This window comes from Pseudomonas sp. G7(2022), assembly GCF_052660475.1.
In genome coordinates this window covers 3661640-3683501 of the sequence record NZ_CP109659.1, presented here as the reverse complement: position 1 = coordinate 3683501, position 21862 = coordinate 3661640, and the positions used below count along the sequence as shown (strand labels likewise).

At 57.8% G+C, this 21862-nt stretch carries 27 protein-coding genes and 1 pseudogene; 14 read left to right on the top strand and 14 right to left on the bottom strand.

The genetic code is table 11. From position 1 onward, the window contains the following. Nucleotides 1-24: 24 nt before the first annotated feature. From NE357_RS16595 to NE357_RS16565, 7 genes are read right to left on the bottom strand one after another with little or no spacing between them, the layout of a single operon-like run. On the bottom strand, nt 25-1392 hold the full coding sequence (locus NE357_RS16595; protein ID WP_169430780.1) for an ATP-binding protein: 1368 nt from the start codon (nt 1390-1392) through the stop codon (nt 25-27). Continuing rightward, nucleotides 1389-2051, bottom strand: a complete 663-nt coding sequence (locus NE357_RS16590; RefSeq protein WP_169430779.1) for a response regulator — start codon at nt 2049-2051, stop codon at nt 1389-1391. Before NE357_RS16590 ends, NE357_RS16595 begins: the two co-directional genes overlap by 4 nt. Nucleotides 2052-2062: 11 nt before the next feature. Further along, nucleotides 2063-2344: a hypothetical protein gene (locus NE357_RS16585; RefSeq protein WP_169428212.1), complete on the bottom strand. Its 282-nt coding sequence runs from the start codon at nt 2342-2344 to the stop codon at nt 2063-2065. After that, complete coding sequence (locus NE357_RS16580) at nt 2310-3119, bottom strand: SDR family oxidoreductase (protein WP_169430778.1); 810 nt, start codon at nt 3117-3119, stop codon at nt 2310-2312. The genes NE357_RS16585 and NE357_RS16580 overlap by 35 nt, the downstream gene beginning before the upstream one ends. Continuing rightward, complete coding sequence (locus tag NE357_RS16575) at nt 3106-3780, bottom strand: TenA family transcriptional regulator (protein ID WP_169430777.1); 675 nt, start codon at nt 3778-3780, stop codon at nt 3106-3108. The genes NE357_RS16580 and NE357_RS16575 overlap by 14 nt, the downstream gene beginning before the upstream one ends. Next, on the bottom strand, nt 3777-5258 hold the full coding sequence (locus tag NE357_RS16570; protein ID WP_169430776.1) for an AMP-binding protein: 1482 nt from the start codon (nt 5256-5258) through the stop codon (nt 3777-3779). The genes NE357_RS16575 and NE357_RS16570 overlap by 4 nt, the downstream gene beginning before the upstream one ends. Then, nucleotides 5248-5925 (bottom strand): thermostable hemolysin, encoded by a 678-nt coding sequence (locus NE357_RS16565; RefSeq protein WP_169430775.1) that lies wholly within the window; start codon nt 5923-5925, stop codon nt 5248-5250. The genes NE357_RS16570 and NE357_RS16565 overlap by 11 nt, the downstream gene beginning before the upstream one ends. A gap of 208 nt (nt 5926-6133) precedes the next feature. Here NE357_RS16565 and NE357_RS16560 point away from each other — a divergent pair, with 208 nt between their 5' ends. After that, nucleotides 6134-6688, top strand: coding sequence for a cytochrome b (locus tag NE357_RS16560; RefSeq protein ID WP_169430774.1), 555 nt, complete (start codon nt 6134-6136; stop codon nt 6686-6688). 209 nt (nt 6689-6897) lie between these two features. On the opposite strand, the gene NE357_RS16555 is transcribed toward NE357_RS16560, so the two are convergent. Next, nucleotides 6898-7476, bottom strand: coding sequence for a DUF4337 domain-containing protein (locus NE357_RS16555; protein ID WP_169430773.1), 579 nt, complete (start codon nt 7474-7476; stop codon nt 6898-6900). A gap of 515 nt (nt 7477-7991) precedes the next feature. On the opposite strand from NE357_RS16555, the gene NE357_RS16550 reads away from it, so the two are divergent. Beyond that, nucleotides 7992-8333: a DUF6124 family protein gene (locus tag NE357_RS16550; protein ID WP_169430772.1), complete on the top strand. Its 342-nt coding sequence runs from the start codon at nt 7992-7994 to the stop codon at nt 8331-8333. A 67-nt stretch (nt 8334-8400) separates the two neighbouring features. Here NE357_RS16550 and NE357_RS16545 read toward each other — a convergent pair whose 3' ends face one another. Continuing rightward, entirely contained in the window at nt 8401-8757 is a 357-nt protein-coding gene (locus NE357_RS16545; protein WP_169430771.1) for a hypothetical protein, read from the bottom strand. A gap of 289 nt (nt 8758-9046) precedes the next feature. Here NE357_RS16545 and NE357_RS16540 point away from each other — a divergent pair, with 289 nt between their 5' ends. The 6 genes and pseudogenes from NE357_RS16540 (at nt 9047) to NE357_RS16515 (ending at nt 13577) form a co-directional block, all read left to right on the top strand. Further along, complete coding sequence (locus tag NE357_RS16540; protein WP_169430770.1) at nt 9047-9316, top strand: hypothetical protein; 270 nt, start codon at nt 9047-9049, stop codon at nt 9314-9316. 240 nt (nt 9317-9556) lie between these two features. Next, the gene (locus tag NE357_RS16535; RefSeq protein ID WP_169430769.1) at nt 9557-11098 is read left to right on the top strand and encodes a phospholipase effector Tle1 domain-containing protein; all 1542 of its coding nucleotides are present in this window, start codon (nt 9557-9559) and stop codon (nt 11096-11098) included. After that, nucleotides 11098-11751 (top strand): DUF2931 family protein, encoded by a 654-nt coding sequence (locus tag NE357_RS16530; RefSeq protein ID WP_169430768.1) that lies wholly within the window; start codon nt 11098-11100, stop codon nt 11749-11751. The genes NE357_RS16535 and NE357_RS16530 overlap by 1 nt, the downstream gene beginning before the upstream one ends. A 517-nt stretch (nt 11752-12268) precedes the next feature. Then, nucleotides 12269-12499: pseudogene (locus tag NE357_RS16525) on the top strand (DUF2235 domain-containing protein); the annotation flags it as partial. Further along, nucleotides 12499-13155, top strand: coding sequence for a DUF2931 family protein (locus NE357_RS16520; protein ID WP_169430767.1), 657 nt, complete (start codon nt 12499-12501; stop codon nt 13153-13155). The pseudogene NE357_RS16525 and the gene NE357_RS16520, both read left to right, overlap by 1 nt. A gap of 122 nt (nt 13156-13277) precedes the next feature. Further along, nucleotides 13278-13577, top strand: coding sequence for a hypothetical protein (locus NE357_RS16515; protein ID WP_169430766.1), 300 nt, complete (start codon nt 13278-13280; stop codon nt 13575-13577). 87 nt (nt 13578-13664) lie between these two features. Here NE357_RS16515 and NE357_RS16510 read toward each other — a convergent pair whose 3' ends face one another. The 3 genes from NE357_RS16510 to NE357_RS16500 all read right to left on the bottom strand — a co-directional run bounded on the left by NE357_RS16510 (nt 13665) and on the right by NE357_RS16500 (nt 16104). Further along, on the bottom strand, nt 13665-14282 hold the full coding sequence (locus NE357_RS16510) for a LysE family translocator (RefSeq protein WP_169430765.1): 618 nt from the start codon (nt 14280-14282) through the stop codon (nt 13665-13667). A 110-nt stretch (nt 14283-14392) separates the two neighbouring features. Continuing rightward, nucleotides 14393-15496: a DNA alkylation repair protein gene (locus tag NE357_RS16505; RefSeq protein ID WP_169430764.1), complete on the bottom strand. Its 1104-nt coding sequence runs from the start codon at nt 15494-15496 to the stop codon at nt 14393-14395. A gap of 2 nt (nt 15497-15498) precedes the next feature. Continuing rightward, on the bottom strand, nt 15499-16104 hold the full coding sequence (locus NE357_RS16500) for a glutathione S-transferase (protein WP_169430763.1): 606 nt from the start codon (nt 16102-16104) through the stop codon (nt 15499-15501). A gap of 408 nt (nt 16105-16512) precedes the next feature. Here NE357_RS16500 and NE357_RS16495 point away from each other — a divergent pair, with 408 nt between their 5' ends. From NE357_RS16495 to NE357_RS16485, 3 genes are all read left to right on the top strand, one after another. After that, on the top strand, nt 16513-16917 hold the full coding sequence (locus tag NE357_RS16495; RefSeq protein ID WP_039767046.1) for a TraR/DksA family transcriptional regulator: 405 nt from the start codon (nt 16513-16515) through the stop codon (nt 16915-16917). Nucleotides 16918-17146: 229 nt separating this feature from the next. After that, nucleotides 17147-18751 (top strand): methyl-accepting chemotaxis protein, encoded by a 1605-nt coding sequence (locus NE357_RS16490; RefSeq protein ID WP_169430762.1) that lies wholly within the window; start codon nt 17147-17149, stop codon nt 18749-18751. A gap of 115 nt (nt 18752-18866) precedes the next feature. Next, nucleotides 18867-19070 carry a hypothetical protein gene (locus NE357_RS16485; RefSeq protein ID WP_169430761.1) on the top strand — a complete coding sequence of 68 codons (204 nt, stop codon included), beginning with the start codon at nt 18867-18869 and terminating at the stop codon, nt 19068-19070. 6 nt (nt 19071-19076) lie between these two features. Here NE357_RS16485 and NE357_RS16480 read toward each other — a convergent pair whose 3' ends face one another. Continuing rightward, nucleotides 19077-19313 carry a DUF2789 family protein gene (locus NE357_RS16480; RefSeq protein ID WP_169430760.1) on the bottom strand — a complete coding sequence of 79 codons (237 nt, stop codon included), beginning with the start codon at nt 19311-19313 and terminating at the stop codon, nt 19077-19079. 40 nt (nt 19314-19353) lie between these two features. Beyond that, on the bottom strand, nt 19354-19617 hold the full coding sequence (locus NE357_RS16475; RefSeq protein ID WP_249314302.1) for a hypothetical protein: 264 nt from the start codon (nt 19615-19617) through the stop codon (nt 19354-19356). A 406-nt stretch (nt 19618-20023) separates the two neighbouring features. Between NE357_RS16475 and NE357_RS16470 the strand changes: the two genes are divergently transcribed. The 3 genes from NE357_RS16470 to NE357_RS16460 all read left to right on the top strand — a co-directional run bounded on the left by NE357_RS16470 (nt 20024) and on the right by NE357_RS16460 (nt 21838). Continuing rightward, the gene (locus NE357_RS16470; RefSeq protein WP_085711422.1) at nt 20024-20494 is read left to right on the top strand and encodes a hypothetical protein; all 471 of its coding nucleotides are present in this window, start codon (nt 20024-20026) and stop codon (nt 20492-20494) included. After that, entirely contained in the window at nt 20494-20697 is a 204-nt protein-coding gene (locus NE357_RS16465) for a hypothetical protein (RefSeq protein WP_169430759.1), read from the top strand. Before NE357_RS16470 ends, NE357_RS16465 begins: the two co-directional genes overlap by 1 nt. A 127-nt stretch (nt 20698-20824) precedes the next feature. Beyond that, nucleotides 20825-21838 carry an ABC transporter substrate-binding protein gene (locus NE357_RS16460; protein WP_169430758.1) on the top strand — a complete coding sequence of 338 codons (1014 nt, stop codon included), beginning with the start codon at nt 20825-20827 and terminating at the stop codon, nt 21836-21838. Nucleotides 21839-21862: the final 24 nt, after the last annotated feature.

Below are 21862 nucleotides of genomic sequence, written 5' to 3'. Positions count from 1 at the left end.
TCTGAACGGCAAACCGCGCAATGCTCAGCCGACCGGAATCGACAACGTCGCCCGTAACCCGCCCTCTGCCCGGTTGACCAGCGTGATGCGCCCGTGCAAGCGCGTTGCGATGGTGTTGACGATGGCCAATCCCAGTCCTGCCCCCTGCGGATTGCCCCGACTGTAAAAGCGCTCGAACAACCGGGGCCTGTCCGCTTCATCAATGCCTGGCCCCTGATCCTCGACACTCAGGTGATAGAAGCCGTCTGCCTGATGAAGAAACACTGAAATCACGCCATGCTCGGGTGAAAAACTGGCGGCATTGGTGATCAGGTTGTTTAGCGCGATGTCGATGACGGCCGCATCGGCGTGAACGTTGAAAGGGTGGTCGCTGGCATCGAATGCCACTTCCAGATGCCGGCTCAGCAGCCACGGCGTAAGTTGCACCAGCGTGTTGCGCACGGTTTCGCCGAGGTCGATTAGTGGGCGGACGGGCTTGTCGGCCGTGGGTTCCAGGCGGGCCATGGTCAGCAACTGGTTGACCAGACGGCTGGTACGGTCCACGCCTGCGATCAGAAACTCCAGCGATTCACGCCGTTCCTGTTCGGTGCCGGCTTCCTGCAGGTTTTGCGCATGCAAACGCAACACGGCCAGCGGCGTGCGCATTTCATGAGCGGCATCGGCAATGAAGCGACGTTCGCGCCCCAGTACTTCCTGAATCTGCGCAAGCATGCGATTGAGCGCCGCCTGCATGGGTTCCAGCTCGCTGGGCAACGGTGTCAGTTGCAAGGGTTCAAGGGAACCACTGTGCCGGGCACGAAGGGTCGCCGCCATATTGGCCAGGGGCTTGAGCCCCCAGCCGATGGCAAGCCAGACCATCGCCGCGAGGATCAGGCTGCCAACCACGTTCGGCCATAGCGTGTGACGGACGATGCGGTCGACCAGGTCGGCACGGACATCACTGCGTTCGCCGGCCCAGATACGGAAACCGTTCTGCGGGTCTTCGAGGATGAAGGCTCGCCACTGGCGCTGGTCAAGGTCCACCACATCGCTGAAGCCGGGCTGGGACGGCGGCGTGGTGAACGTCGGTGCGCTGGCGGTGTGTACCAATACCTCGCCCTTGGCGTTCCACACCTGAAAGGCGAGCTTTCGCTCATAGGGATGGCCGTCGCCCCGAGGGACCCCTTCAGCCAGCGCAGCGTTGAAGGCGCGGTACAGGTCCGCGTGTTCGTGCCCCGTCAGAGGCATGCGCATGACGCCCTGCAGCAGACGCGCGTTCTGCGCCAGTTGCGCGTCGTAGACTTCGGCGATTTCATGGTTGCTGTCGTGCAGGTTGAACACGCTGAGTACCAACAGGCCGGCAAGCAGCAGGCCGGTTATCAGGGTCAGGGTACGGCGACGGATCGAGGTCATTGACGCTCCTCCACCAGATACCCCACACCACGGATGGTACGGATCAGCTCGGTGGAGAATTTTTTCCGCAGGTGGTGAATGTGCACTTCCAGGGTGTTGCTTTCGGCTTCTTCGTTCCAGCCATAGAGCAGTCGCGTCAAGTGATCGCGGGTCAGGACCCGTCCCGGCGGCGACAACAATTCATGCAGCAGTTGATACTCCTTGGGCGTCAGCACCACCGGTTCGCCCAGATAGCTGACTTGCTGGGTACCGGGGTTGAGGCTGATGCCGGCATGCTCGATCAGCATCTGTGCGCGGCCGGCGCTGCGCCGCAGCAAGGCGCGAAGGCGTGCCTTGAGCTCAGCCAGATCAAAGGGTTTGACCAGGTAATCGTCGGCACCGGCATCGAGACCGGCGATGCGATCCTCGGTGGCATCTCGAGCCGTGAGGATCAGCACCGGCAGGTTGGCGCCGCTGGCCCGGACCCGGCGCAGTACATCGAGGCCGTCCATGCGTGGCAGGCCAAGATCCAGCACCGCCAGGTCAAAGGTTTCGCTGAGCAAGGCGTGCAGGGCGCTGCTGCCATCCTTGAGCCAGTCGACGGTATAACCTTCGCGCCCCAGCGCCTGGTGAATGCCCTCACCGAGCGCTACGTCATCCTCGATCAGTAATAAACGCACACGGACTCCTGTCATTCGAGTTTCTTGTTCACGTCCACCAGCAACGCGTCGATTTCTTCGTGGTGCCCGCTATCGGCACTTTCCCGGCCAGGGTGGGGAGCGGCCTGCCGGGCCTTGAGCAGCGTCGCCCTGGCTTCAGCGTAGCGTTTTTGACGGTAGAGATGATCGCCCCGCGAGCACAGGTTGTCGCTGCTGATCGACGGCGTCCAGTGCCCGGACCGTGCGAGGCACCCGGCAACACAGGTGCGAAGAGTGGTTTCATGGCTTTGGCGTCTCGTTGTCGATTTTTTCACTCAAGCGACGAATCAATGGCAACTGCTTGCGCAGACCGCGATCCACCAGATTGGGCAGCAGGTTGTTCAGGCGCACGAAAAAACGCTCGGGCCAGCCCAGATAGAGGTCGCGTCGATCACCGGCAATCGCATGCACCACCGCCGTGGCCACGGCTTGCGGGTCGTCGACGCTGGCGTTGAGCGCATCGTTCAGTGCCTGGGCTGCGGGACTGTTCATCGATGTGCGGGTGGCTCGGGGAGCGACGTACAACACGCCGACATGGGTGTCAGCCAGCTCGCGGCGCAAGGCTTCGGAAAACCCGCGCAAGGCGAACTTGGTTGCGCAGTAGCTGGCATAGCCGGGGTAGCCGATCGAACCATAAGTCGAACCGACATTGACCACCATCGCGCTGTCAGCCTGCTTGAGCAGCGGCAGCAAGAGTCTGGTCAGGCAGATCGGCGCACTGATGTTCACCGCCAGCATCGCGTTGATTTCGCTGTCGTCGAGCTGTTCGAGCATGGCGAAGTGATTGATCCCGGCCGCGTTGATCAGCAGGTTGAGGCCGCCAATCGCCTCGGCGGCGACCAGCACCTTGCGCCGGTCGCTCAGAAATGTCAGATCGGCGGCGACCCAGCACAGGTTCTGCGGATAACGCTCAAGCAAGGGCTGCAAACGTGCCTGATGCCGGGCGACTGCCAGTACCTGCGCGCCGGCTGCGCAAAGGGCGTCGGCGATGGCGAGGCCGATGCCGCCGCTGGCACCGGTCAGGACCACCCGGGCTTCATGCAACTGCATGATGGGCCTCCGCATCGCGGGGCAGGCCACGGAACATATCGGAGTAGAGCCGGTAGACGACTTTTGAGGCGTGGATCACCGCGGCCTGGTCGGCGGGATCCTGCAACTGATTCATCAGGTGCCGATAGGTTTGCATGTGCTCGATGTCGAGTGCGCCGTGAGAATTGAGGTAACTGAAAGCGGTTTCCGGCAGCCCCAGTTGCTCGCGGATACTGCCCGCCGCATGGGTGGCCAGGGCAATGCTGGTGCCTTCCAGTACATTGACCATACCGAACAGACCCACCGGGTTGCCCCGGGCGATCAGGTCGTAAAGGAAGCTGACCATCAATTCGATCGGCAGTGACGGCTGCCCGCCGCGCACGGCCTCGCGGTCGCCGCCACAGGCTTCGATATCGTCCAGCACCCATTGCTCATGTCCATATTCGTCCTCGATGTATTCGCACACCGCCTTGCGCAGCCATTCAAGGTGCGTCGGCAGGCGAGCACCGCACGCCATCATCAGCGGTACGGTGTGGCGTACGTGGTAGTAGGCCTGGGCAAGAAATGCCCGGTAACTCTCAAGGCTGACCTTGCCCTGCAGGGCATCGTGGATGATCGGCAGGTTGAACAGCGCATGACGCTCCTCGTGCGTGGCTTCTTGCAGGGTGTCGAAAAAACTCATGATGCGGACTCCTGGGATTTGGCGAATTCAGTCAGTTGCGCCTGATACAGCGAAACGATGGCGTCGCGACGCGGGCGGCCATTGGCGGTGAGCAGACCGTTGGACGCGGTGAACGGGTGCGTCAGGCGTGTCCAGTGGTGCACCTGGGCATAGTCGGGCAAGGCCTCGTTGGCGGCGGCGACATCGGCCGCCAGTTGCGCATCGGTACACGCCGGGCTGTGTGGCCAGAGCAGGGCGTGGTTATGTGGCATGGCTTCGCCGTAGACGAAGGCCTGGGCGATGTGACGGCGTTGGGTCAGTTCCGATTCGACCCATTCCGGGTTGACGTTGCGCCCGAAACTGGTGACGAACTGATGCTTCTTGCGACCCTTGAGATAGAGAAAACCTTCCGGATCGAATTCACCCAGATCGCCGCTCGGCCACCACTGCTCGGTGCAGGCCGGCTCACCGAGATAACCGAGCAGGGTCGACCCCTTGATCAGTACCTCTGCGTCTTCGGCCAGGCGCACCTCCACATGGGGAAGAGGGCGGCCAACGCTTCCCGGACGGCACGCCCCGGGACGATTGAGACAGACCACCGAGGCGCACTCGGACAATCCGTAACCCTCGTACACGGGCAGGCCCACTCGTTGGGCACGCTGCAACAGATCTGCGGAAACCCGCGCACCACCGACCGCAGCAAAACGCAGGGATTGCGGATCGAAGGCTTTCTGTTCGGCGGCACTGACCAACAGGAACAACAGTTGCGGCACCAGAATCAGGCTTTCGGGTGCCCGACTGGCCAGACAGTCAAGCAGGCGCGGCACGTCGACACTGCTGGCCCCCTGGATGCCCAGGGTCTTCTGGCTTGGCACACTCAGTGTCACGCCGGCATACAACGCGGCGTAACAACCGAGGTTTTCCAACAGAATCGCCAGCGGCAACAACGCCAGGTGATGGCGCGGTGCGGTGGGTTTGCTGGCCTGATCGAGTTCGCGTGCCACCCGAAGCAGGCTGTCTGCGCTCAGGCATACGCCTTTCGGGGTGCCGGTGGTGCCGGAGGTGAATGTCAGTTTGGCGGTGCCTGGGAGCAACCCACTGGGTCCACTGAAGCGGCGGTGCCAGAACTCGCCGTGTTGTTCATACCCTGCGGCGCGTAACTCTCGCTCCAGCTCCGGTCCCGCGATCACCCATTGCGCCTTGCTCTGCTCCAGGCAATGGGCGCGTTGTGCCGGGCTGAAAAACGGTGGCAGAGTCACGCACGTCAAACCTTCGAACAGCACCGCCAGATCCCAGAGCATTGCCTGGACCCCGTTTTCCAATGCCAGTGCAATGACCGTCACGTGTTCATCGCGCAGACGCTGCTGGCGATACATCACTTCGCTGTACAGCGTCGTGTAATCGAGCTTCAGGTTGTCGCCCCACAGCGCGATAGTGTTGTCGTTGCGCCGGGCATGGCTGCGCAGGGTTTCCTGGAATTGTTGCCGTTCAAGCGACATGGCAGGCTCCTTCCAGCGAGGTCTGCAGGCCAAGCCGGGTAAAAAGGCCGATATTGCGCAAATGAAAGAAGCCGGCGCGGATATTGCCGACATGCACCCAGGGCTTGCTTTCGTAATAACTGCCCCAGTGTTGACGCTCGTCACCCAGGCGTTCCGGATCCGCGGCGCACAATGTCACGGGTTTGAGGCCCAGACGATGGAAGCTGTTGACTAGTCCGACATTGCCGGTGAAGGTCACCCATTCCAGGCCACCCATGGCCAGCAGATAGGTGATGGCGATGATGCTCAAGCGCGCGCTGCCGGCATCGCTGGAGGCGAGGTTGCCGACTTCGACAATGTCGCGGCGCTCCACCGGTTTACCGGCAGCGGCACTGATCAAAGGCTCGATAGGCTCGTCCAGATAACGCTCCAGAAACAGCGGTTCAAGATGGGCGCGGCGTACCCCGGCCACCGCGCACAGCTCGCCATCGCCGGTGTGAACACCGAACAGCTCGGGCATGAAGTGCCGGATGTCGGCGCCATGTGCCTTGCGGAATCGATGCTGGATGAAGGCTTCGAACGTCTCGCGCAGCGCATCGTCCGGCAAGGCGGCGGTCAACGTCATCGGCGGTGTTTCGGCCTGGCCGAAGTGCAGGGGCAGGGGAATATTCCAGACGGGATCGGGCATGGGCTGAACGCCTCCCTCATTAGGTTCGAGGGAAGTATCCAGACCATTTCTTAACGAAGTCTGAAGGTGAAAAAAAGTTTACGGGCAGTCTATCTTCAGACTGCCTTAAGGCTGGGCAGGCAGGGTGGCACCGTCGGTTTGCCCGGCAACAAGATCGAGACTGTCGAACGAATCGACCGTCGCCCACGACAATCACGAGGCGCTTCTTATGACCCGCGACAACGCCGTAACCCGTTATGGAAAACTTTCAATCACGCTTCACTGGCTGATGCTGGCGCTGTTCGTCGGCGTGTATGCGTGTGTTGAAATCAAGGGTTTCATGCCCAAAGGCAGTGAAGCCCGAGGTCTGCTGATGGGCCTGCATGGCGCATTTGGCGCGGGTATCTTCGCCCTGGTATGGGTTCGCCTGCTCGGGCGCCTGACGCCGCGCCCGCCGATCACCCCCAAGCCGCCAGCCTGGCAGACGGGCATATCGCACCTGATGCACCTGGCATTGTACGTGCTGATGATCGCCACTCCGGTACTGGCCTGGCTGATGCTCGCCGCTGCCGACAAACCGTTTCCGTACTTTGGCTTCCATCTTCCGGCCCCGGTGGATATCGACCCGGACTTTGCCAAACGCCTCAAATACTGGCATGAACTGCTGGGCAGCACCGGCTACTGGCTGATCGGTCTGCATGCGGCGGCGGGGCTTTTTCACCACTACTGGGTGCGGGATAACACCTTGGTGCGGATGTTGCCGGGGCGCAGCAATTCGCAGTAGGCCTGTTCGGATCGACTCCTGGAAGGTCGCCATCCTGGCGCCTGCCCGCCGCAAGACCGTGCAGGTAGTGATGTCGGGGGCATTGGTGGTGAAGCAGGCATTGGATAGCGTGGAGCCGAAGGGGCAGAGGCCGTTTCCAAGCGAAAAGGAACAGATTCATGCACTGAGTCTGTTCCTTTTTTCGTCAGCTTCAGCGGTTTCTGCCTCTTTCAGATATGCAACCAGGCCAAGGAGCCCAACATGACACCCAGGCCCGCCGCCCCAAACGAGACGCGTCTGAGCCATTCCTTGCGCGTCAGCAGGGTGATGGCCGCCAGCGAAATAGCGATTTGAATCGCGGTCATGGCCTGGGCCCAGCGGTGATGCTGATGCAGGACCTGCTCTGACTTTTCGTCCCACTCTCGCGCCTGCTGCTCAAGTGTTTCCGCCTTTTTGCGCGCTTGCTCTTTCTGCTCGGCATAGCGCCGAGCCTCGGCAACATAATGAGCGGAATCCAGTCCCGGAAGATGGCTGGCCAGCTCCGACAGGTTCTGCCGACTGGACTTGGCCTGGTAATAGCTCCACTCGTTGGCCGCTTCGGTCTTCTGAATGGCCGCGTTGTTTTTGTCCATGGCCGCCTCACTCTCCGTCGAGCCGGCCTGATAACTCATCAGGGCGCCGACCGTCGCCATGATCGCTGTCATGACCGCAATCTTGCTGGCAAAGCGATCGCCTTTTGCGTGGGCATGATGGGTGGTGTGTTCAACGTGTTGCTCGTGAGGACTGGGGACTTCGAACTCTTCAGGCATGACGGTCGGACTTGGGTTGATGGGGAAATTTGCGCGGATTATGCCGGGTGGCCGGTTTTTTAGACACAGGGCAATGGTGGTGTCTGGGTGAAAGCGGACGGCCTGATTTACGTATTCCCGTCGGACTGCGAAACAGTCTTTTTTGTCAGACATTAAACACAGAATACGTAGCCTGTTTATGCGTGGTCTTTCGTCACATCCCGATGCCCACAACGCCTTGCGCCACGCCCTGCACCTAAGACAGAATCCGCCGGCTTGTGCGTCTGGCGCTCCCTCCGTAACTTTATTCCCGTCACTGCCTATCAGTGATCGGGTCTGCAAGCCCGCCGGAAAAACCAGTCGCACAGCCCTGCCAAAAAGGACGCTCGTTTGTGTCCGCTCAATGGCGGCTTTGTGCGGGAGACCCTCGGGTCTGCCGGGTGCCTGGTTTCCCGGTCTTGCAGACCCGCACTTGGCTGCCACCCATCATCTGCAAGTGATGCTGGTAGCTCCTAATCAAAATCAGGAGTTTCACCATGATCAAACCAACACCTAATCCGCCAGAAACTGATCCGGTCTCACCCTACAAATTCCCCGATTCGCGAACCTTGAACGAAGCCGCAGAACGCGCCCTCGATCATTACCTGACCCCGCAACAACGCATCATGGGCAGCCACACCACACACGACCCCATGTTCCTGGCCAACCCCGCCTACAACAGCGAATCCCTGTTGGCCAGCGCCAGCGAAATGCTCAGCAACTTCGCCGCCATCCTCGAGCCCGCCCACCGTAAAACCGCACTGGGCATCGCACAAGTGGTCATGGTCGCAGGGCTGGCCGTGAATCAGGCGCTGGATAAGCTAGAGCTGAAAGCGTAGAGGCTGCCCTCAAGTAAAAAGGAGCAGATTCATTACCTGAATCTGCCCCCTTTTTTGTTCGATGAGCTCAGCCGTTGGCGCCGGCTCGCTTTTCCGCCGTCACGATGCAAGCCTTGTAGAAATTGGAATGGAAATCGCTGATCGCTTTCTGCTGCAAGCTCTCGCTTGAGTACTGCGGAATCGCGTACGCCTCGCGAATCAGCGTCTTGAACAACTCACCCACATACTCGCTCTGCTTGCCTGCCGCTTCGGCCAGTTCCCACACCGAATCCATGGGCGCGCCTTGCTGCCTGCTTTTCATGACCTGTTTGGCCGAGTTTTCTATTCGCTGGCACTCTTCGAGCTCTTCCTGCGGCACAGGAGAGGCGAGAGCGGAAAGGCTGATGGTGAAGGTTATTGCTGCTGCAAGACATTGTTTGTGCACGAGGTGTCGTCCGTGATTTTGAGGCTGAACCTTATCATTCGGGGCTTGGCGCCACCATTGCACACAGGGTGATAGACAGGAAAAGAACCCGGCGCGTTGCCCGAGTCTTGAGCGTTCGAAAAGATCTCTCCCCTCACTCCATCAGCTTGTCAATAGCACAGTTGAGCGACTGTGCAGCCGGCAGCGCGGTGGTAGGCTTTTTACGAGCGCCCGATCTGTTCAGATTATTGATTAAGGCAGGTCAGGCCAATGCACAAGCCGCATGTCAGATAACTGAAAGGATTCGAAAATGAAAAAGTCCATCACTGCTCTGGCCGTATCCGCAACGCTCGCTTTCACCGCCACCGTTGCGAATGCTTCCGTACATCCGACCACCCTCAAGGCTCCTCAAGCTGTCAATCAAGTAACAGCTTCTATTGGCACGCCTTTCGGTACCCAACAAACAGCGGGCGGAATCCATATGGCCAGTCTGGCCAGAAGTTGCTCCGATGATCGATATTCCTGGTGGGAATACAGCGGTTGGGAAATCGTCGGCTGTCTCGCAAGCGGCCAGTGGTAACTGCTCAAATGAGTCTGGTGCGTGACTTGCGTGGTGAGTGCGCACCAGCGCTTGTTGTGAGGTTGGTTGTGAGTCAGGTGCTGGATGTATCTAAAGGCATAAACCCAATTCTGCTGCGACAAGAGGAGCCGTTCTTCGCCGCATGAAGCCAAGCGCTGGCACTGGGCCACGGCTTGCGCCACCCTGCATCGACTGTCACCCTTCGGCCCGTTCTCAAGGATCAGAACGAGGTATCAAGGATTGAGTGGCTACGTTCCCAACCCGCCTAAACATTTCCGCAACACAGGCACCAAACCCGTCGATATCCATGCCCAGCGTTGGGCGGAGTATGAGAAACACGGGAAAGAGCCTGCGCGTGCGCCTGAAAAAATCGGCATAGCCCTGCGGATCGGAGTGTTCTTCGATGGTACGGGGAATAATGCCAACAACGCTGCGGCCGGACTTCTGTGCGGCGCTCATCATCCGATTGCGGCTAAAGATATCGATGCAAGCTGCAAGCCGTATATGAGTGATCCGGATAGTAGTTATGGCAATGATGTCAGTAACATCAAAAAGCTCAGTGATCTATATGACACTCCCGAGGCAGCTGAAGGCGAGGGGGCGCGAAAGCGTGCTTTTCGCATGGTGTATGTTGAAGGTATCGGTACCCGTTCAGGTCAAGAAGACAGCTCCTTGGGAGCAGGAACCGGGCGCGGCGAAACGGGTGTTGCGGGACGTGTCCAATCTTCGTTTGTATTGATCAAGCAGCGTATCAAGGAGGCGCTGGACGAGAATCCGGGTAGTGAAATCGTCTCCCTGACATTTGACACTTTCGGCTTCAGTCGCGGTGCGGCAGCCGCTCGGCACTTTGCAAATGAGGTCGTCCGGGGAAAACAAGGTCCATTGGGAGAAATCCTTCGCAGCAATGCTGATGCCTTCAGTTCGACTTTCAGCGATCAATATAAAAGCGATATCAATATGGGCTTCATAGGCCTGTTCGATACCGTTCCTTCGATTGCTGGCTGGTCCAATCTGGGCGACATCAAAAGCCCGATTGCGACAGGTATCAAGCTCTACCTGGATCGACGCTATTTCACCGATGTCGTCCAGTTGGTTGCGCGTGATGAATGCAGGGGGAACTTTGCCCTCAGCCGAGTAACACCAGATCACCAGGAAATTGTCTTGCCCGGCGTGCATTCTGATATTGGCGGGGGATACCTTGAGGAGGCTGAAGAATGTGTACTTGTCAGCCCCATGCAAATGCTTGAGGTGTCGCTTAACACTGATGTCGTCAGCACTTCGATTTATCAGGATGCGGTAACGGTCAAAAATCAGTGGCTCGCTAATGGTTGGCCTTCTGAAATGCTGGAAATCGTAACGCCACCTGCACTTGTAATGCCCAACAGCCCACAGGATCGAATGAGCCCTCGCGTCAAACGCGTCTACGCCGCCGTTCAGCTCAGGCGGACGGTGAGCGGAATGCTATCGAGAGTGTGCCTGCGTGTAATGCATCAGCAGGCGAAAGCCAAAGGGGTTCGCTTCAACGACATTCCTGAAACACCCGACTTTTCCATTCCCGCAGAGCTTCAAGGGTTGTCTGATCGTTTTGTCTCTGGCGACTACAGCACGACCCTGTTAGAGGAGAAAACCCTCAAACTCAAGTACATTCATACATCGGCCAACTGGAACCATCCACTTGGCCGAAGGGATGGAAGTGGTGTGAAAGCGGTTTACATCAACGCTCCCACGTCAGACGCAATTCGCGTAAAACACCCGCACGTACCTGATTGGACGCTTTGGTAATGAAGCTACTTTTAACCCTGCTGTGCACTTTGCTTGCTGCTGGTTGTTCCGCAGACCCGCTTTCAGCAAAGAACGATCCAAAATCTCCATGGTGGGAGCTGGGTTTCACTGAGCCTCGCTACATGAAGGTTTGGGTGGAAGACACTTCGGTGGAAGACATCAAAGGAAGAACGTTCCTGCACACGGGCTCTGGATCGGCGTCGGGAGGGCAACCAGAGGATGGCACAGAGTCCGCCAAAGGCTGGCACGGCGTAGGTGGTTCTGCGAAAGCAGTAGTAGGCGCGGATCTTCCCAAACGAATCTTCGTTCGCTGGCAATCTATCGTAGAACCACAAACCTATCGTGTTTGGGTGGACATACCCGAGGAAGCCAGGCAACTGATGCTGACGTCGGTCAACCAGCGATGCGCGAAAACGCCAGAGCAAACGGCTACCTATATTTCTTCGGTTTATCTGGGGTTGGCTCCTGGTGGAGTTGTGCAGGTGTGGGTTAGAGATTCTTGTCATCACCCGGTAAAGGTGGCAAGGGCGCAAGCTGAGATTGAGCCGCTGGGGCCAAGTCAAGGCAAGAATCAAGGGCGTTACGCCTATCCAGTTAATGAAAAGGCTAAGCGCTATATTGAGAAATTTGGTATTCCATATGGCAGTTGGTAATTCTTCGAAGTTGGGAAGAAATGAGGGGGGCAAATAGCGTGGGCGCTTAAGATGTAAAACTGTCCTCGCTCTTTGAATAAATCGCTGCATGATGCGATTTTTCTATGGGTCCCGAATGCCGGATACTGTTTTGCAAATAGTGTACTCGCTTTGGTGATGTTGACCATGAAGTTTGATATGAATACCGTGGTTATAACTACGATATACAGAGTGAAGAGGGTGTGTTTTTAATTAGGGTTTACGATGATGAACCCGGACAGGCAACGGTAGTGCGTCCGACTTCAATGTCTAAAAACGAAAGCCTTGGAAAGCTTGTCGAGTTCTTACGATCCGAACTGGGAGTGGGCAGGGTCTTGCTTTATATGGAGAATGTGGGGGGCTATGCCGAGATTGATCTTGATGGTCTGACATTCTATCCCGCCTGAACTCGGTCTCATGATGGGAAGAGGGAAGATTTACTTCTCGAAAATAAATCTGTCCCGTTATCCTGCGTTATCCTGACACGCCCGATTTGACCATCCCAGCAGAACTTCAAACTTTGTGTGATCGGTTCGTTGCGGGTGACTACAGCACCACGCTTGAAGAGGAGCAACTGCTGAAACTCAAGTACATTCACATGTCCGCAAACTGGAACCATCCACTCGGCCGCAGAGATGGCAGCGGACTAAATGCGGTATACATCAACGCCCCGACGGCCGACACCATCCGCGTGCTGCATCCCCACGTACCTGATTGGACGCTTTGGTAATGAGAGTTCTTGTAACCCTGCTTTGTGCTTTGTTCACGACTGGATGCCAGTCTGCGGATCCACTGTCTGCCAAAAACGACCCTAAATCCGAGTCGTGGGAGCTTGCGTTTACTGAGCCTTACTACATGAAAGTGTGGGTGGAGGACAGCGCCGTCGAAGATATAAACGGCAAGCTGTTCAAGCGTACGGGGGGAGGTACGGCCGCTGGTGGGGAGCTTGAAGACGGTAAAGAATCTGCACGTGGATGGCACGCCGTAGGCGCTGCTGCAAAGCCAGTGATTGGTGCCGACCTCCCCAAACGCATTTACGTGCGTTGGCAATCGATTGTCGAACCTCAGACCTATAGTGTTTGGTTGGATGTGCCCGAAGAGGCTAGGCAACTAATGAGGACGTCGGTCAACCAGCGTTGTTTGGAAACTCCGAAGGAGCAAGCGAGTTATTCCGCTTCTATTTACCTGGGGTTGGCTCCCGGCGGGGTTGTACAAGTCTGGGTCAGGGACTCGTGCCACTATCCGGTGAAAGTGGCCAGGGCCAAAGCCGAAATCGAACCTCTTGGTCCGAGTCAGGGTAAGAACCAAGGGCGTTACGCTTATCCGATCAGTGAAAAATCCAAGCGTTATATCGACAAATTCGGCATTCCATATGGCAGTTGGTAACTCTTGGAAAATGGGGGCGAGTCGGAAAAGATAGGGCGGCTCTTTTGATAAATCGATGAGTCCCCATTTTTTGCATTTCTTTGAAACGATCCTTCTATGGTGATCGAATACTGGATGCCACTTTGAAGATAATAAAAGCTACCCGCTTTGATGATGTCGACCACGACCTCGGGTATGAGTATCGTGGTTATAACTACGAAATACAGAGCGAAGAGGATACGTTTCTGATCAGAATTTACGATGACGAACTCGAACAGGCAACGGTGGTACGTCCGGCTTCGCTGTCCAAAAACAAGAACCTCAGAAAGCTTGTCGAACTCTTACAGTCCGAGCTGGGAGTGTCCAGGGTCTCGCTTTACAAGGGGGATATGGGGTGTTACGCCGAGATCAATCTTGATAGTTTGACATTCCTTCCAGCCTGAAGCCTGCCGCGAGAAAGTGCCACGCGTGTTTACAGGATCTGGGCCAAAAGCAGTCCGAAAGTAAATCTATCCGCATTCCTCCCTGACTTATTGGACAAGCTGCCGGATCCCCAGAGATAAAATCAAAGCGCCGCATAATTGATCAATAGCCTTTTTCCTCCTTTGATACGCTGACGCGATGTCAGGCTGCGAAAGAGCGATTGCGACCATTCCATACCAAGTCATTGAAACCACCACTACGACTGCCAGCATCGACAAAAACGTGCTTGTTGACACGTGGGCGGGGGCTGCCGCTGAGAAAATAGCGGCGTAGAAGGCCATGGATTTAGGGTTGCCGATGTTCGTGATGACTCCTTGAATGAATGATTGCTGAAAATTTCCGACGGCAGCCTCATTACTGGGGGAAAGTGTGGTCTTCCCGGCATTTAGCAGCAGTCGCAGTCCAAACCACATCAGATAGGCTGCCCCCAGAACTTTTACGAATAGCGCCGCCCAAGGAAACGCAGCAAATACAACGCCGATACCTGCTATTGCACAGGTGGCCCAGAGTAAGTTGACCAATACAATGCCTGCCACCAAGGCCAAAGCTTCTGACCGCGACGCAGCTACCGCTTTGTGGACTACCGCAACGAAATTGGGTCCTGGAATAACGACACCGGCCAGGTAAACCAAAAAGACTGTCAAAACAGCGGGACCATCGATCATGTGCGTTCCTTTGCGAGCTCAGTGGTTGGAGAGGTCATCATTCGGTTCAAGATCCAACGTACCTGCTACTTTCGGTTGTCATCCGATGAGCAGACCATTTTTGACGCTTATTAAGTGATGATGTCAACGGCAGTACTCCCCAGCCGCTCCCCGTTAACCACCACATGCACCGCATGTACCCCCGCATAGTGCTTGCGCGTAGTGAAGTCCTTGATCACCTGCCGCCGCGCCACAACCTCACTCCCAAACCCCGCCAACACCAACGTCTTCAACTTGAAAACCTTGGCCGAAGTCCCGCCATTGGCCTTCACGTAGTCAATCGCATAATCAATCACCAACCGCTGCTCCACCGGAACCAACGACTTCACCGTAAACGATAAAGTAATCGTCTCCCCAAGCCGGACAACCGCCGGTTCCACCTTCACATCCAGCAACTCAACTTCAGCCTTCGCCCCTGCGCCGATAACCGTGAGCGCCCGAGAATCCCCCTGTTTGATCAAACTCCGCAACGCATGCTTGGCAATCCATGCCGTGTGCCTGTTCTCCAGCGCCCACCCCTCAATCGTATCCAGCACCCACTCCGGATGTTCCTTGGTCACATCATTCAAATGATTCGCCACGGACTTGCGCACGTACAAACTCTCATCGGCCTTCAATCGATCAAGAATCCCGGCGGCCAATTGTGGATTTGCCTGCACCGGTTCCAGCCGAAACGACCATGGCAGGCGAGGGCGGCTGCCTTCGCTGGCGAGGCGGCGGACGTGGTGGTTTTCGTCTCGTGCCCAGTCGTGCATCAGTTCCAGCGAGCGCTCGAGGTCGCTGCGCAGGAAGTGGCGGATAGCGAATTCGGAGGAGCCGAAGGTGGTGAAGTACTTCAGGGCTTCCATCGAGGTGTCGAATGCGTGCGCGCCGTAGCTCGCGACGTAGTGCGGCAGGCACATGCTGACGAAGCCGCTGTTCAGGCGCGGGGCGAGTTCGCGCAGTACGGAGAGGGAATCGGTGTAGTCCAGTGGCAGCACGGCGTGCAGGCTTTCGCTGACGCGGGCCATGCGTTGCATGACCGAGAGTTCGCCGAGGCCGTCGTTGGCATGCTTGAGAAAGGCCTTGGCCTTGAACGCCGGGTATACGGCGCTCATCTCGCTGGCGATGTGTTGCAGGCGTTCGGCGTTGAAGATTTCTTTCAGGGCCGGGGCGGCGGTTTCGGTTGTGCTCATGGTCAGGTCATCGGGGTGCTGATGAACGCTTGGAGGCCTTCGGCGCAGGCGGTGTATTGGGCGATGCGCGGGAAGCGTTCAGCGTCGATCTGATCGGGAACGACAAGGCCGGTGAAACTCCAGGCGACGGCGAGGGTGATGCCGTCCTGTTGCAGCGTCCCGTCAGTGGACAGTGGGTGTTTTTCCAGTTGGTGTTCCAGGGCGGTGAAAGCGGCGGCGAGCTGGCCTTCGACGCGCTCGACCCACGGCTGGTATTGAATGTCGGCCGGACGCAGGTTGCGTTCATAGTAGAGCTGCACGGCTTTTTCGCAGGCGGCGAGGCCGAGGCCGATCAGGCGCAGGGCTTTTACCCGTCGCGGCAGGTCCGTCGGCAGCAGGGTTTGGCCGGACAGGGCTTCGAGGTAGTCGAGGATCAGCGTCGAGTCGATCAGCACTTCACCATCGTCGAGGACCAGAGTCGGCGCCTTGACCACCGGATTGATCTGTTGGAAGCGCTCGAAATGGCGGAACACCGACACCGGGTCGTGTTCCAGTTCAATCCCCAGGCATTTGGCGGAGATCGCCACGCGACGCACGTAAGGGGAGTCCAGCATGCCGATCAGTTTCATGACGCGTTCCTTCAAGTCGAACCGGGGAGGGCATAACGTAGCTGAGGTTGGGAGGAATGTCAGTCCTGAGGGCGGACTGGTTTTGCCGTCGGCGATTGTAAAGAAATGCGACAAAGCGCCGCTCATCCGCCGTTTGTCTTCTATATACAGCCGCTCGACTGAATTTCTTGCTATAAACGCACTCCGATGAGCGCCGTGAAGCCTGTGTCAGAGCAGTTTCCGGGCTTTGTCGGACAAATTCCCGGTATTTAGAGTTGCTGAGGCCTCAAACGGGCCTTAGACTGCCGCCCCTTCGTAAATTGAGTGCCGGGTGGCGTTTGCAATAAACGATGCCTTTCCGATGACCGCAGGCGGTTCGCCGGAACGCTCCCTAATTCGCCTTAATGCACGTTTTTTATAGAGATATCAATGACAAAGGACAAGTTGCTGGCCATGCCGGCAGATGACTACATGAATGCCGAGCAACACGCTTTCTTCCAGGAGCTGTTGCAGAACATGAAAGTCGAAACCCACGAGCGCATTGAGCAGAACCGTATTGCCATCGAAAGCCTGGACACCCCGGCTGACCCGGCGGACGCCGCATCGGTGGAAGAAGAGCGCACCTGGCTGGTGAACGCGATCGATCGCGACCAGCGCATGCTGCCGCAACTCGAGCAGGCCCTTGAGCGTATCAAGGAAGACAGCTTTGGCTGGTGCGACGACAGCGGCGAGCCTATCGGCCTGAAACGCCTGCTGATCAGCCCGACCACCAAGTACTGCATCGAAGCTCAAGAGCGTCATGAGCAGATCGACAAGCACCAGCGTCAGGCCTGATTCCTGAGGCGACCCCTTCAATGCGGGTCGTCGCGAAAAGATCGCAGCCTTCTGCAGCTTTTGTTTAAAGCTGCAGAAGGCTGCGATCTTTGCTTTTTCTCGTCTGCCGGAAATCCTCCGCACCGTTCCATTGACCTGCCACAGACCCACGACTAACGGACCATGGATAATGGCCTTGTAGTGGCGTTTAATGCAGTCACAACAATGAGAACAAGCGTGGGGTCACAACATGACGAGAGATGGATCTCTGGTTGCAGATCTACCTGCACCAGTTGTTTTGCCGAAAAATCGCTGGCTGATGCCGACCCTTCAAAGCATCGCCCTGATGCTGGTGCTGGCCGGGATAAGCCTGGGTGAATGGCCCTTGTATGTGGGCATGCCATTGGCGGTGCTGATTGTATGGCTGCCGCGCCTGCGTGCCCGTGCCGTCGCCGATGTGCAACCCGTCGTCGGTAACGACGCGATGTCCGAGCTGACTCGCGACCTTTCCTACACCACCAGTCATAACGCGCTGTCGGCCGCCGGTGTGGCTTTTTCCGTCAAGGAACTGGCTGGCCGCCTGCAATCGCAACTCGACGCCGCCGCGCAGATCGTCAACAACGCCGAAGTGATGATTGCCACTGAGCAAGCCACGTCCCAGCTCAGCCGCGAAGCGCTGGGTGCCGCCAGTGAAGCCCATCACAGCAGCGCGGCGGGGCGCACCGAACTGGTGGATTCGATTTCGCGCATGCATCAGCTCAGTCAGCGTGCCAATGCCAGTCGCGAACTGATCGAGGCCTTGAGCGAGCGCAGTGATGACATCCAGCGCGTGACGCTGGTGATTCAGTCGATTGCCAGTCAAACCAATCTCCTGGCATTGAACGCGGCCATCGAAGCGGCCCGGGCCGGTGAGCACGGTCGTGGGTTTGCGGTGGTGGCGGATGAAGTGCGCGGTCTGGCGGCTCGTACGGCGACGGCCACTGGCGAAGTGGGCGAGATGGTCGCCGACATCCAGCAACGTACGGCGCAGGTGGTGGAGCAGATTCGTCAGCTCTCCGACGATTTGCATACCGGCGTCGAGCAGGTCGAACACACCGGTCAGCACCTGGAAAACATCGCAAGGCTGGCGGCCGGGGTTGAAACCCAGGTCGGCGAAATCGCCCGGGGCGCCGAAACCAATCGCGAACAACTCGACAGTCTGTTCACCGCCATCGAGCAAATGCGCAGCGATCTGGCGATCAGCGACCAACAGACCCGGCGCCTGGCCGAAGCAGCGGTGCAGATGGAAGGGCAGGCAGAAACCATCAGCGAACGCCTGGCCGAAGTCGGTCTGGATGACTATCACCAGCGTATCTACGACCTGGCCCGGGAAGGTGCGAGCCAGATTGCCGCGCGTTTCGAGGCTGACATCGAGCAGGGGCGGATCAGCCTCGAAGACTTGTTCGACCGCCAGTATCAGCCAATCCCGAACACCCAGCCCGCCAGGTTCCAGACCCGATTCGACCGTTACACCGATCAGGTGCTGCCGGCGATTCAGGAACCGTTGTTGCCGCGCCACGAAGGCCTGGTGTTCGCCATCGCCTGCACGCAACAGGGTTATGTGCCGACCCACAATCAGGCGTTCAGCCAGCCACTGACCGGGGATGTGCAGGTCGATACCATCAACAATCGCACCAAACGCAAATTCGCCGACCGCACCGGCATCCGCTGCGGCAGCCATCAGCAACCCGTGCTGTTGCAGACCTACACCCGCGATACCGGCGAGCTGATGCACGACCTGTCGGTGCCGATCATGGTCAAGGGCCGCCACTGGGGCGGATTGCGTCTGGGCTACAAACCGGAGAAGCCGCGGTGAGGCATTGTTGCCGGAACTGCAATTAAGCTGTGCACGCGCGTTGCTGTTTCCTCCTGATTCCAATCATTAACATGCCTGCATAGTTAGGTAGCTAATGAAAAGATTGGAGGTCAGCATGCAATGCAGAGTCGATGTCGCCGTGATGATCGGCAGTGGTGTTCCGGCCGGGCTGCGTGCGATGGGGCAGAGTGTCTGCTGGGTGGTGTTGCTCAACGGAGAGCGACGGGGCACGGCGTTCGCCAGTCGTGACGAAGCGGAAGAGTGCAAAGCCGCCTGGCTCGCGCAATTGGGCGACGAGCCCGGAGACTGCGTCCATTGATCGAATTTATTTGCCTCTGTGCAGGCGTACGTTGAGTTCGTCGACCATCACGGCTTCCTCGCCATCGGCACGCAACCACTCCTTGAGCAATTGGGCCTGCTGCGGGCTCCAGAAATCGGCGTCGATCAGTTTGGTCTCGGCATCCAGCGGATGGGCTTCGATGAAGTCGTCTATGGCCATTTCCTCCGAAGGCAGCCCTAATTGATCGAACAGGGTTGTCAGATTGTAGGCAGGCAGTTCCATGGTGTGCTCCTTGGCGGGTGGGGTGGTCGATCACTCTCTTTTATCTGAGGGGGACGTTGGGCAGGAGTTCGATTCGTGATTCCAGCGAACGCGCAAGCGCACACGCGGCATTGTGATCTTCACGGAAACCTCTTACGCGGCCGGTCGACTTTTCCTTGATATGGAAAAAGGCGTTTCCGGCGAGAATCACTTGAAACTGGGGCTCCCGGCCCGAGGAGTCGGGTGCGGAGTCAGTACCAAAGTCAGGGTTATTCAAGTCAAAGGGTTGTTCGTAAGCCACGGCAAAATGCGTCAAAGTGCACATATGAAGTCCTTTTCATGGATTGACCCGCATTTACAGACGGTTGCGGGTAGTCGCGAGCAGCGTCGCTGCTCTAGAATCGCCAACACCTGTTGACGGCATGGCGTTATCTAAAGCAATTTTTTGCGTGCGATATGTCGGAAAAGTGCTTTTCTTGGTGAGTTTTTTCCCTAAAGTTCGTAGTCAGTTTTCTCTGGCCGACCGTGAAGCTTTTTCCTTCAACATTTGGAGAACGTCTTTGCAGGTTTCGCGAGTGCCATTCCAGTAGTCTTGTGAACCTCGCGCTGAATGAGCTCTTTGCTCGCTCAGGCTTTTATCCGAGTCATTGCGCAACACCATCGGCCTGGCCGTTTTTACTGTCGTGCGCGTTTTCCGCGTGCGGCACTCTTTCAAGTGTGGGGATGTTTCTTTGGCAGTCAGTAACCTCGATATGCATGCTTTGTTCGTGCTGGGTGATTTGCGGGCAAAGCTGGTCAAGCAGTTCCAATCGCGTTTTGTTTACATCACCGAGCAAAACGCTGAAGGCATTTACGTTGCCGAGATCGACACCGAAAGCGCATTGGTGGTCGACGACAAGCCTGGCCTGAAGCTCAAGGTCGGCGATCACTTCAGCGCTTCGGTATTGCCCAGCCGTGAAGGCGGCAAGATGGATATCCGTTTTCGCGAGATCAAAATGACCGTGTACGGTCTGGGCGACTATGCCTTTGTCAGCACGGCCGACGGCCATGCCATCGTGTTCAAGGAAGGCCATAGCGCGGTCACCGTGTTTGCCGCCAATGAACAACTGCAGGAAGGCCTGACCAAGACCCTGAAAGCCGTTACCGCCAAGGCTGCCAAATGGCGCAAGGGCGAGCTGGTGACCTTCAAGGCCAGCGAGTGATGACGGTGAGTCGCGCCGATTTCCATTTGCAGAACCTCGACAGCGCCCGCGACGAGGCCCGGCGCCTTTTCGATGCCAGGGCCGAGTTGAAGGGCGTCTGGCTCGGTTGGGTCGCCTCGCAGATCTACGCTTTGCAGCCTGCCGAGTACGCCAGCATGGTCAGACGCGAGCTGCAACGCTTGCAGGAAATGTCTGAAAAGTAGCCTCGCCCGTGGCATGCCCCTGAAAAAGCAGGAACCTCGTCTACAGTCAGTTGACTGAGTATTCAGAGGCTGGCGGACTTCTGTCAGGCCTTCCTGCTATTGCTGCGAACAGCACGAGGTGCAAAGCATGAACGGATTTCGACGGTTGCTGGGCGCTTGTCTGGCCACATTCGGTTTGTTGACAGCGGTGCCAGCGGTCAATGCCGCACAAGCGCCGATTCACTTCGCCGACCTGAACTGGGAAAGCGGAAGCCTGATCACCGATGTCCTGCGGATCATCGTCGAGAAAGGCTACGGCCTGCCGACGGACACGCTGCCGGGCACCACCATCACCCTGGAAACCGCGCTCGCCAACAACGACATCCAGGTGATCGGCGAGGAGTGGGCGGGGCGCAGTCCGGTGTGGGTCAAGGCTGAAGCCGAAGGCAAGGTTGCCAGCCTGGGCGATACGGTCAAGGGGGCTACCGAGGGGTGGTGGGTGCCGGAGTACGTGATCAAGGGCGATGCCGCCAAAGGCATCAAGCCAATGGCGCCGGACCTGCGCAGTGTCAGTGATCTGAAGAAGTACAAGGATGTGTTCAAGGATCCGGAGAACCCGAAAAAGGGACGGTTCCTCAACAGCCCGATCGGCTGGACATCGGAAGTGGTGAACAAGCAGAAGCTCACGGCTTATGGGTTGCAGGATGACTTCACCAATTTCCGCAGCGGCTCCGGTGCGGCGCTGGACGCCGAAATCAGTTCATCGATCCGCCGGGGCAAACCGGTGCTGTTCTATTACTGGTCGCCAACGCCGTTGCTTGGCAAGTTCAAACTGGTGCAGCTGGAAGAGCCGCCGTTCGACGCCGAGGCCTGGAAGACCCTGACCGACGCCGATAACCCCAACCCGAAACCGACCCGTTCACTGGCGTCGAAACTGTCGATCGGTGTGTCCACGCCATTTCAGAAGCAGTATCCGGAGATCGTTGCGTTCTTCAGCAAAGTCCATTTTCCGATCGAGGACCTGAACAAGGCGCTGGCCGAGATGAGCGAGAAGCACACGCCGCCAAGGGATGCGGCGCACGCGTTCATGAAAGCCCATCCGGATGTGTGGCAGGCGTGGCTGCCGAAGGATGTGGCGGACAAGGTTCAGGCAGGTCTTTAGATTTGAGGCGAGGAAGCCTGCTCC

Coding starts and splice junctions, on each gene's coding strand:
- NE357_RS16595 (WP_169430780.1), bottom strand. CDS start 1,392: ATGACCTCGATCCGTCGCCGTACCCTGACCCTGATAACCGGCCTGCTG.
- NE357_RS16580 (WP_169430778.1), bottom strand. CDS start 3,119: ATGCAGTTGCATGAAGCCCGGGTGGTCCTGACCGGTGCCAGCGGCGGC.
- NE357_RS16575 (WP_169430777.1), bottom strand. CDS start 3,780: ATGAGTTTTTTCGACACCCTGCAAGAAGCCACGCACGAGGAGCGTCAT.
- NE357_RS16570 (WP_169430776.1), bottom strand. CDS start 5,258: ATGTCGCTTGAACGGCAACAATTCCAGGAAACCCTGCGCAGCCATGCC.
- NE357_RS16565 (WP_169430775.1), bottom strand. CDS start 5,925: ATGCCCGATCCCGTCTGGAATATTCCCCTGCCCCTGCACTTCGGCCAG.
- NE357_RS16560 (WP_169430774.1), top strand. CDS start 6,134: ATGACCCGCGACAACGCCGTAACCCGTTATGGAAAACTTTCAATCACG.
- NE357_RS16555 (WP_169430773.1), bottom strand. CDS start 7,476: ATGCCTGAAGAGTTCGAAGTCCCCAGTCCTCACGAGCAACACGTTGAA.
- NE357_RS16550 (WP_169430772.1), top strand. CDS start 7,992: ATGATCAAACCAACACCTAATCCGCCAGAAACTGATCCGGTCTCACCC.
- NE357_RS16540 (WP_169430770.1), top strand. CDS start 9,047: ATGAAAAAGTCCATCACTGCTCTGGCCGTATCCGCAACGCTCGCTTTC.
- NE357_RS16530 (WP_169430768.1), top strand. CDS start 11,098: ATGAAGCTACTTTTAACCCTGCTGTGCACTTTGCTTGCTGCTGGTTGT.
- NE357_RS16520 (WP_169430767.1), top strand. CDS start 12,499: ATGAGAGTTCTTGTAACCCTGCTTTGTGCTTTGTTCACGACTGGATGC.
- NE357_RS16510 (WP_169430765.1), bottom strand. CDS start 14,282: ATGATCGATGGTCCCGCTGTTTTGACAGTCTTTTTGGTTTACCTGGCC.
- NE357_RS16505 (WP_169430764.1), bottom strand. CDS start 15,496: ATGAGCACAACCGAAACCGCCGCCCCGGCCCTGAAAGAAATCTTCAAC.
- NE357_RS16500 (WP_169430763.1), bottom strand. CDS start 16,104: ATGAAACTGATCGGCATGCTGGACTCCCCTTACGTGCGTCGCGTGGCG.
- NE357_RS16495 (WP_039767046.1), top strand. CDS start 16,513: ATGACAAAGGACAAGTTGCTGGCCATGCCGGCAGATGACTACATGAAT.
- NE357_RS16490 (WP_169430762.1), top strand. CDS start 17,147: ATGACGAGAGATGGATCTCTGGTTGCAGATCTACCTGCACCAGTTGTT.
- NE357_RS16485 (WP_169430761.1), top strand. CDS start 18,867: ATGCAATGCAGAGTCGATGTCGCCGTGATGATCGGCAGTGGTGTTCCG.
- NE357_RS16480 (WP_169430760.1), bottom strand. CDS start 19,313: ATGGAACTGCCTGCCTACAATCTGACAACCCTGTTCGATCAATTAGGG.
- NE357_RS16475 (WP_249314302.1), bottom strand. CDS start 19,617: ATGTGCACTTTGACGCATTTTGCCGTGGCTTACGAACAACCCTTTGAC.
- NE357_RS16465 (WP_169430759.1), top strand. CDS start 20,494: ATGACGGTGAGTCGCGCCGATTTCCATTTGCAGAACCTCGACAGCGCC.
- NE357_RS16460 (WP_169430758.1), top strand. CDS start 20,825: ATGAACGGATTTCGACGGTTGCTGGGCGCTTGTCTGGCCACATTCGGT.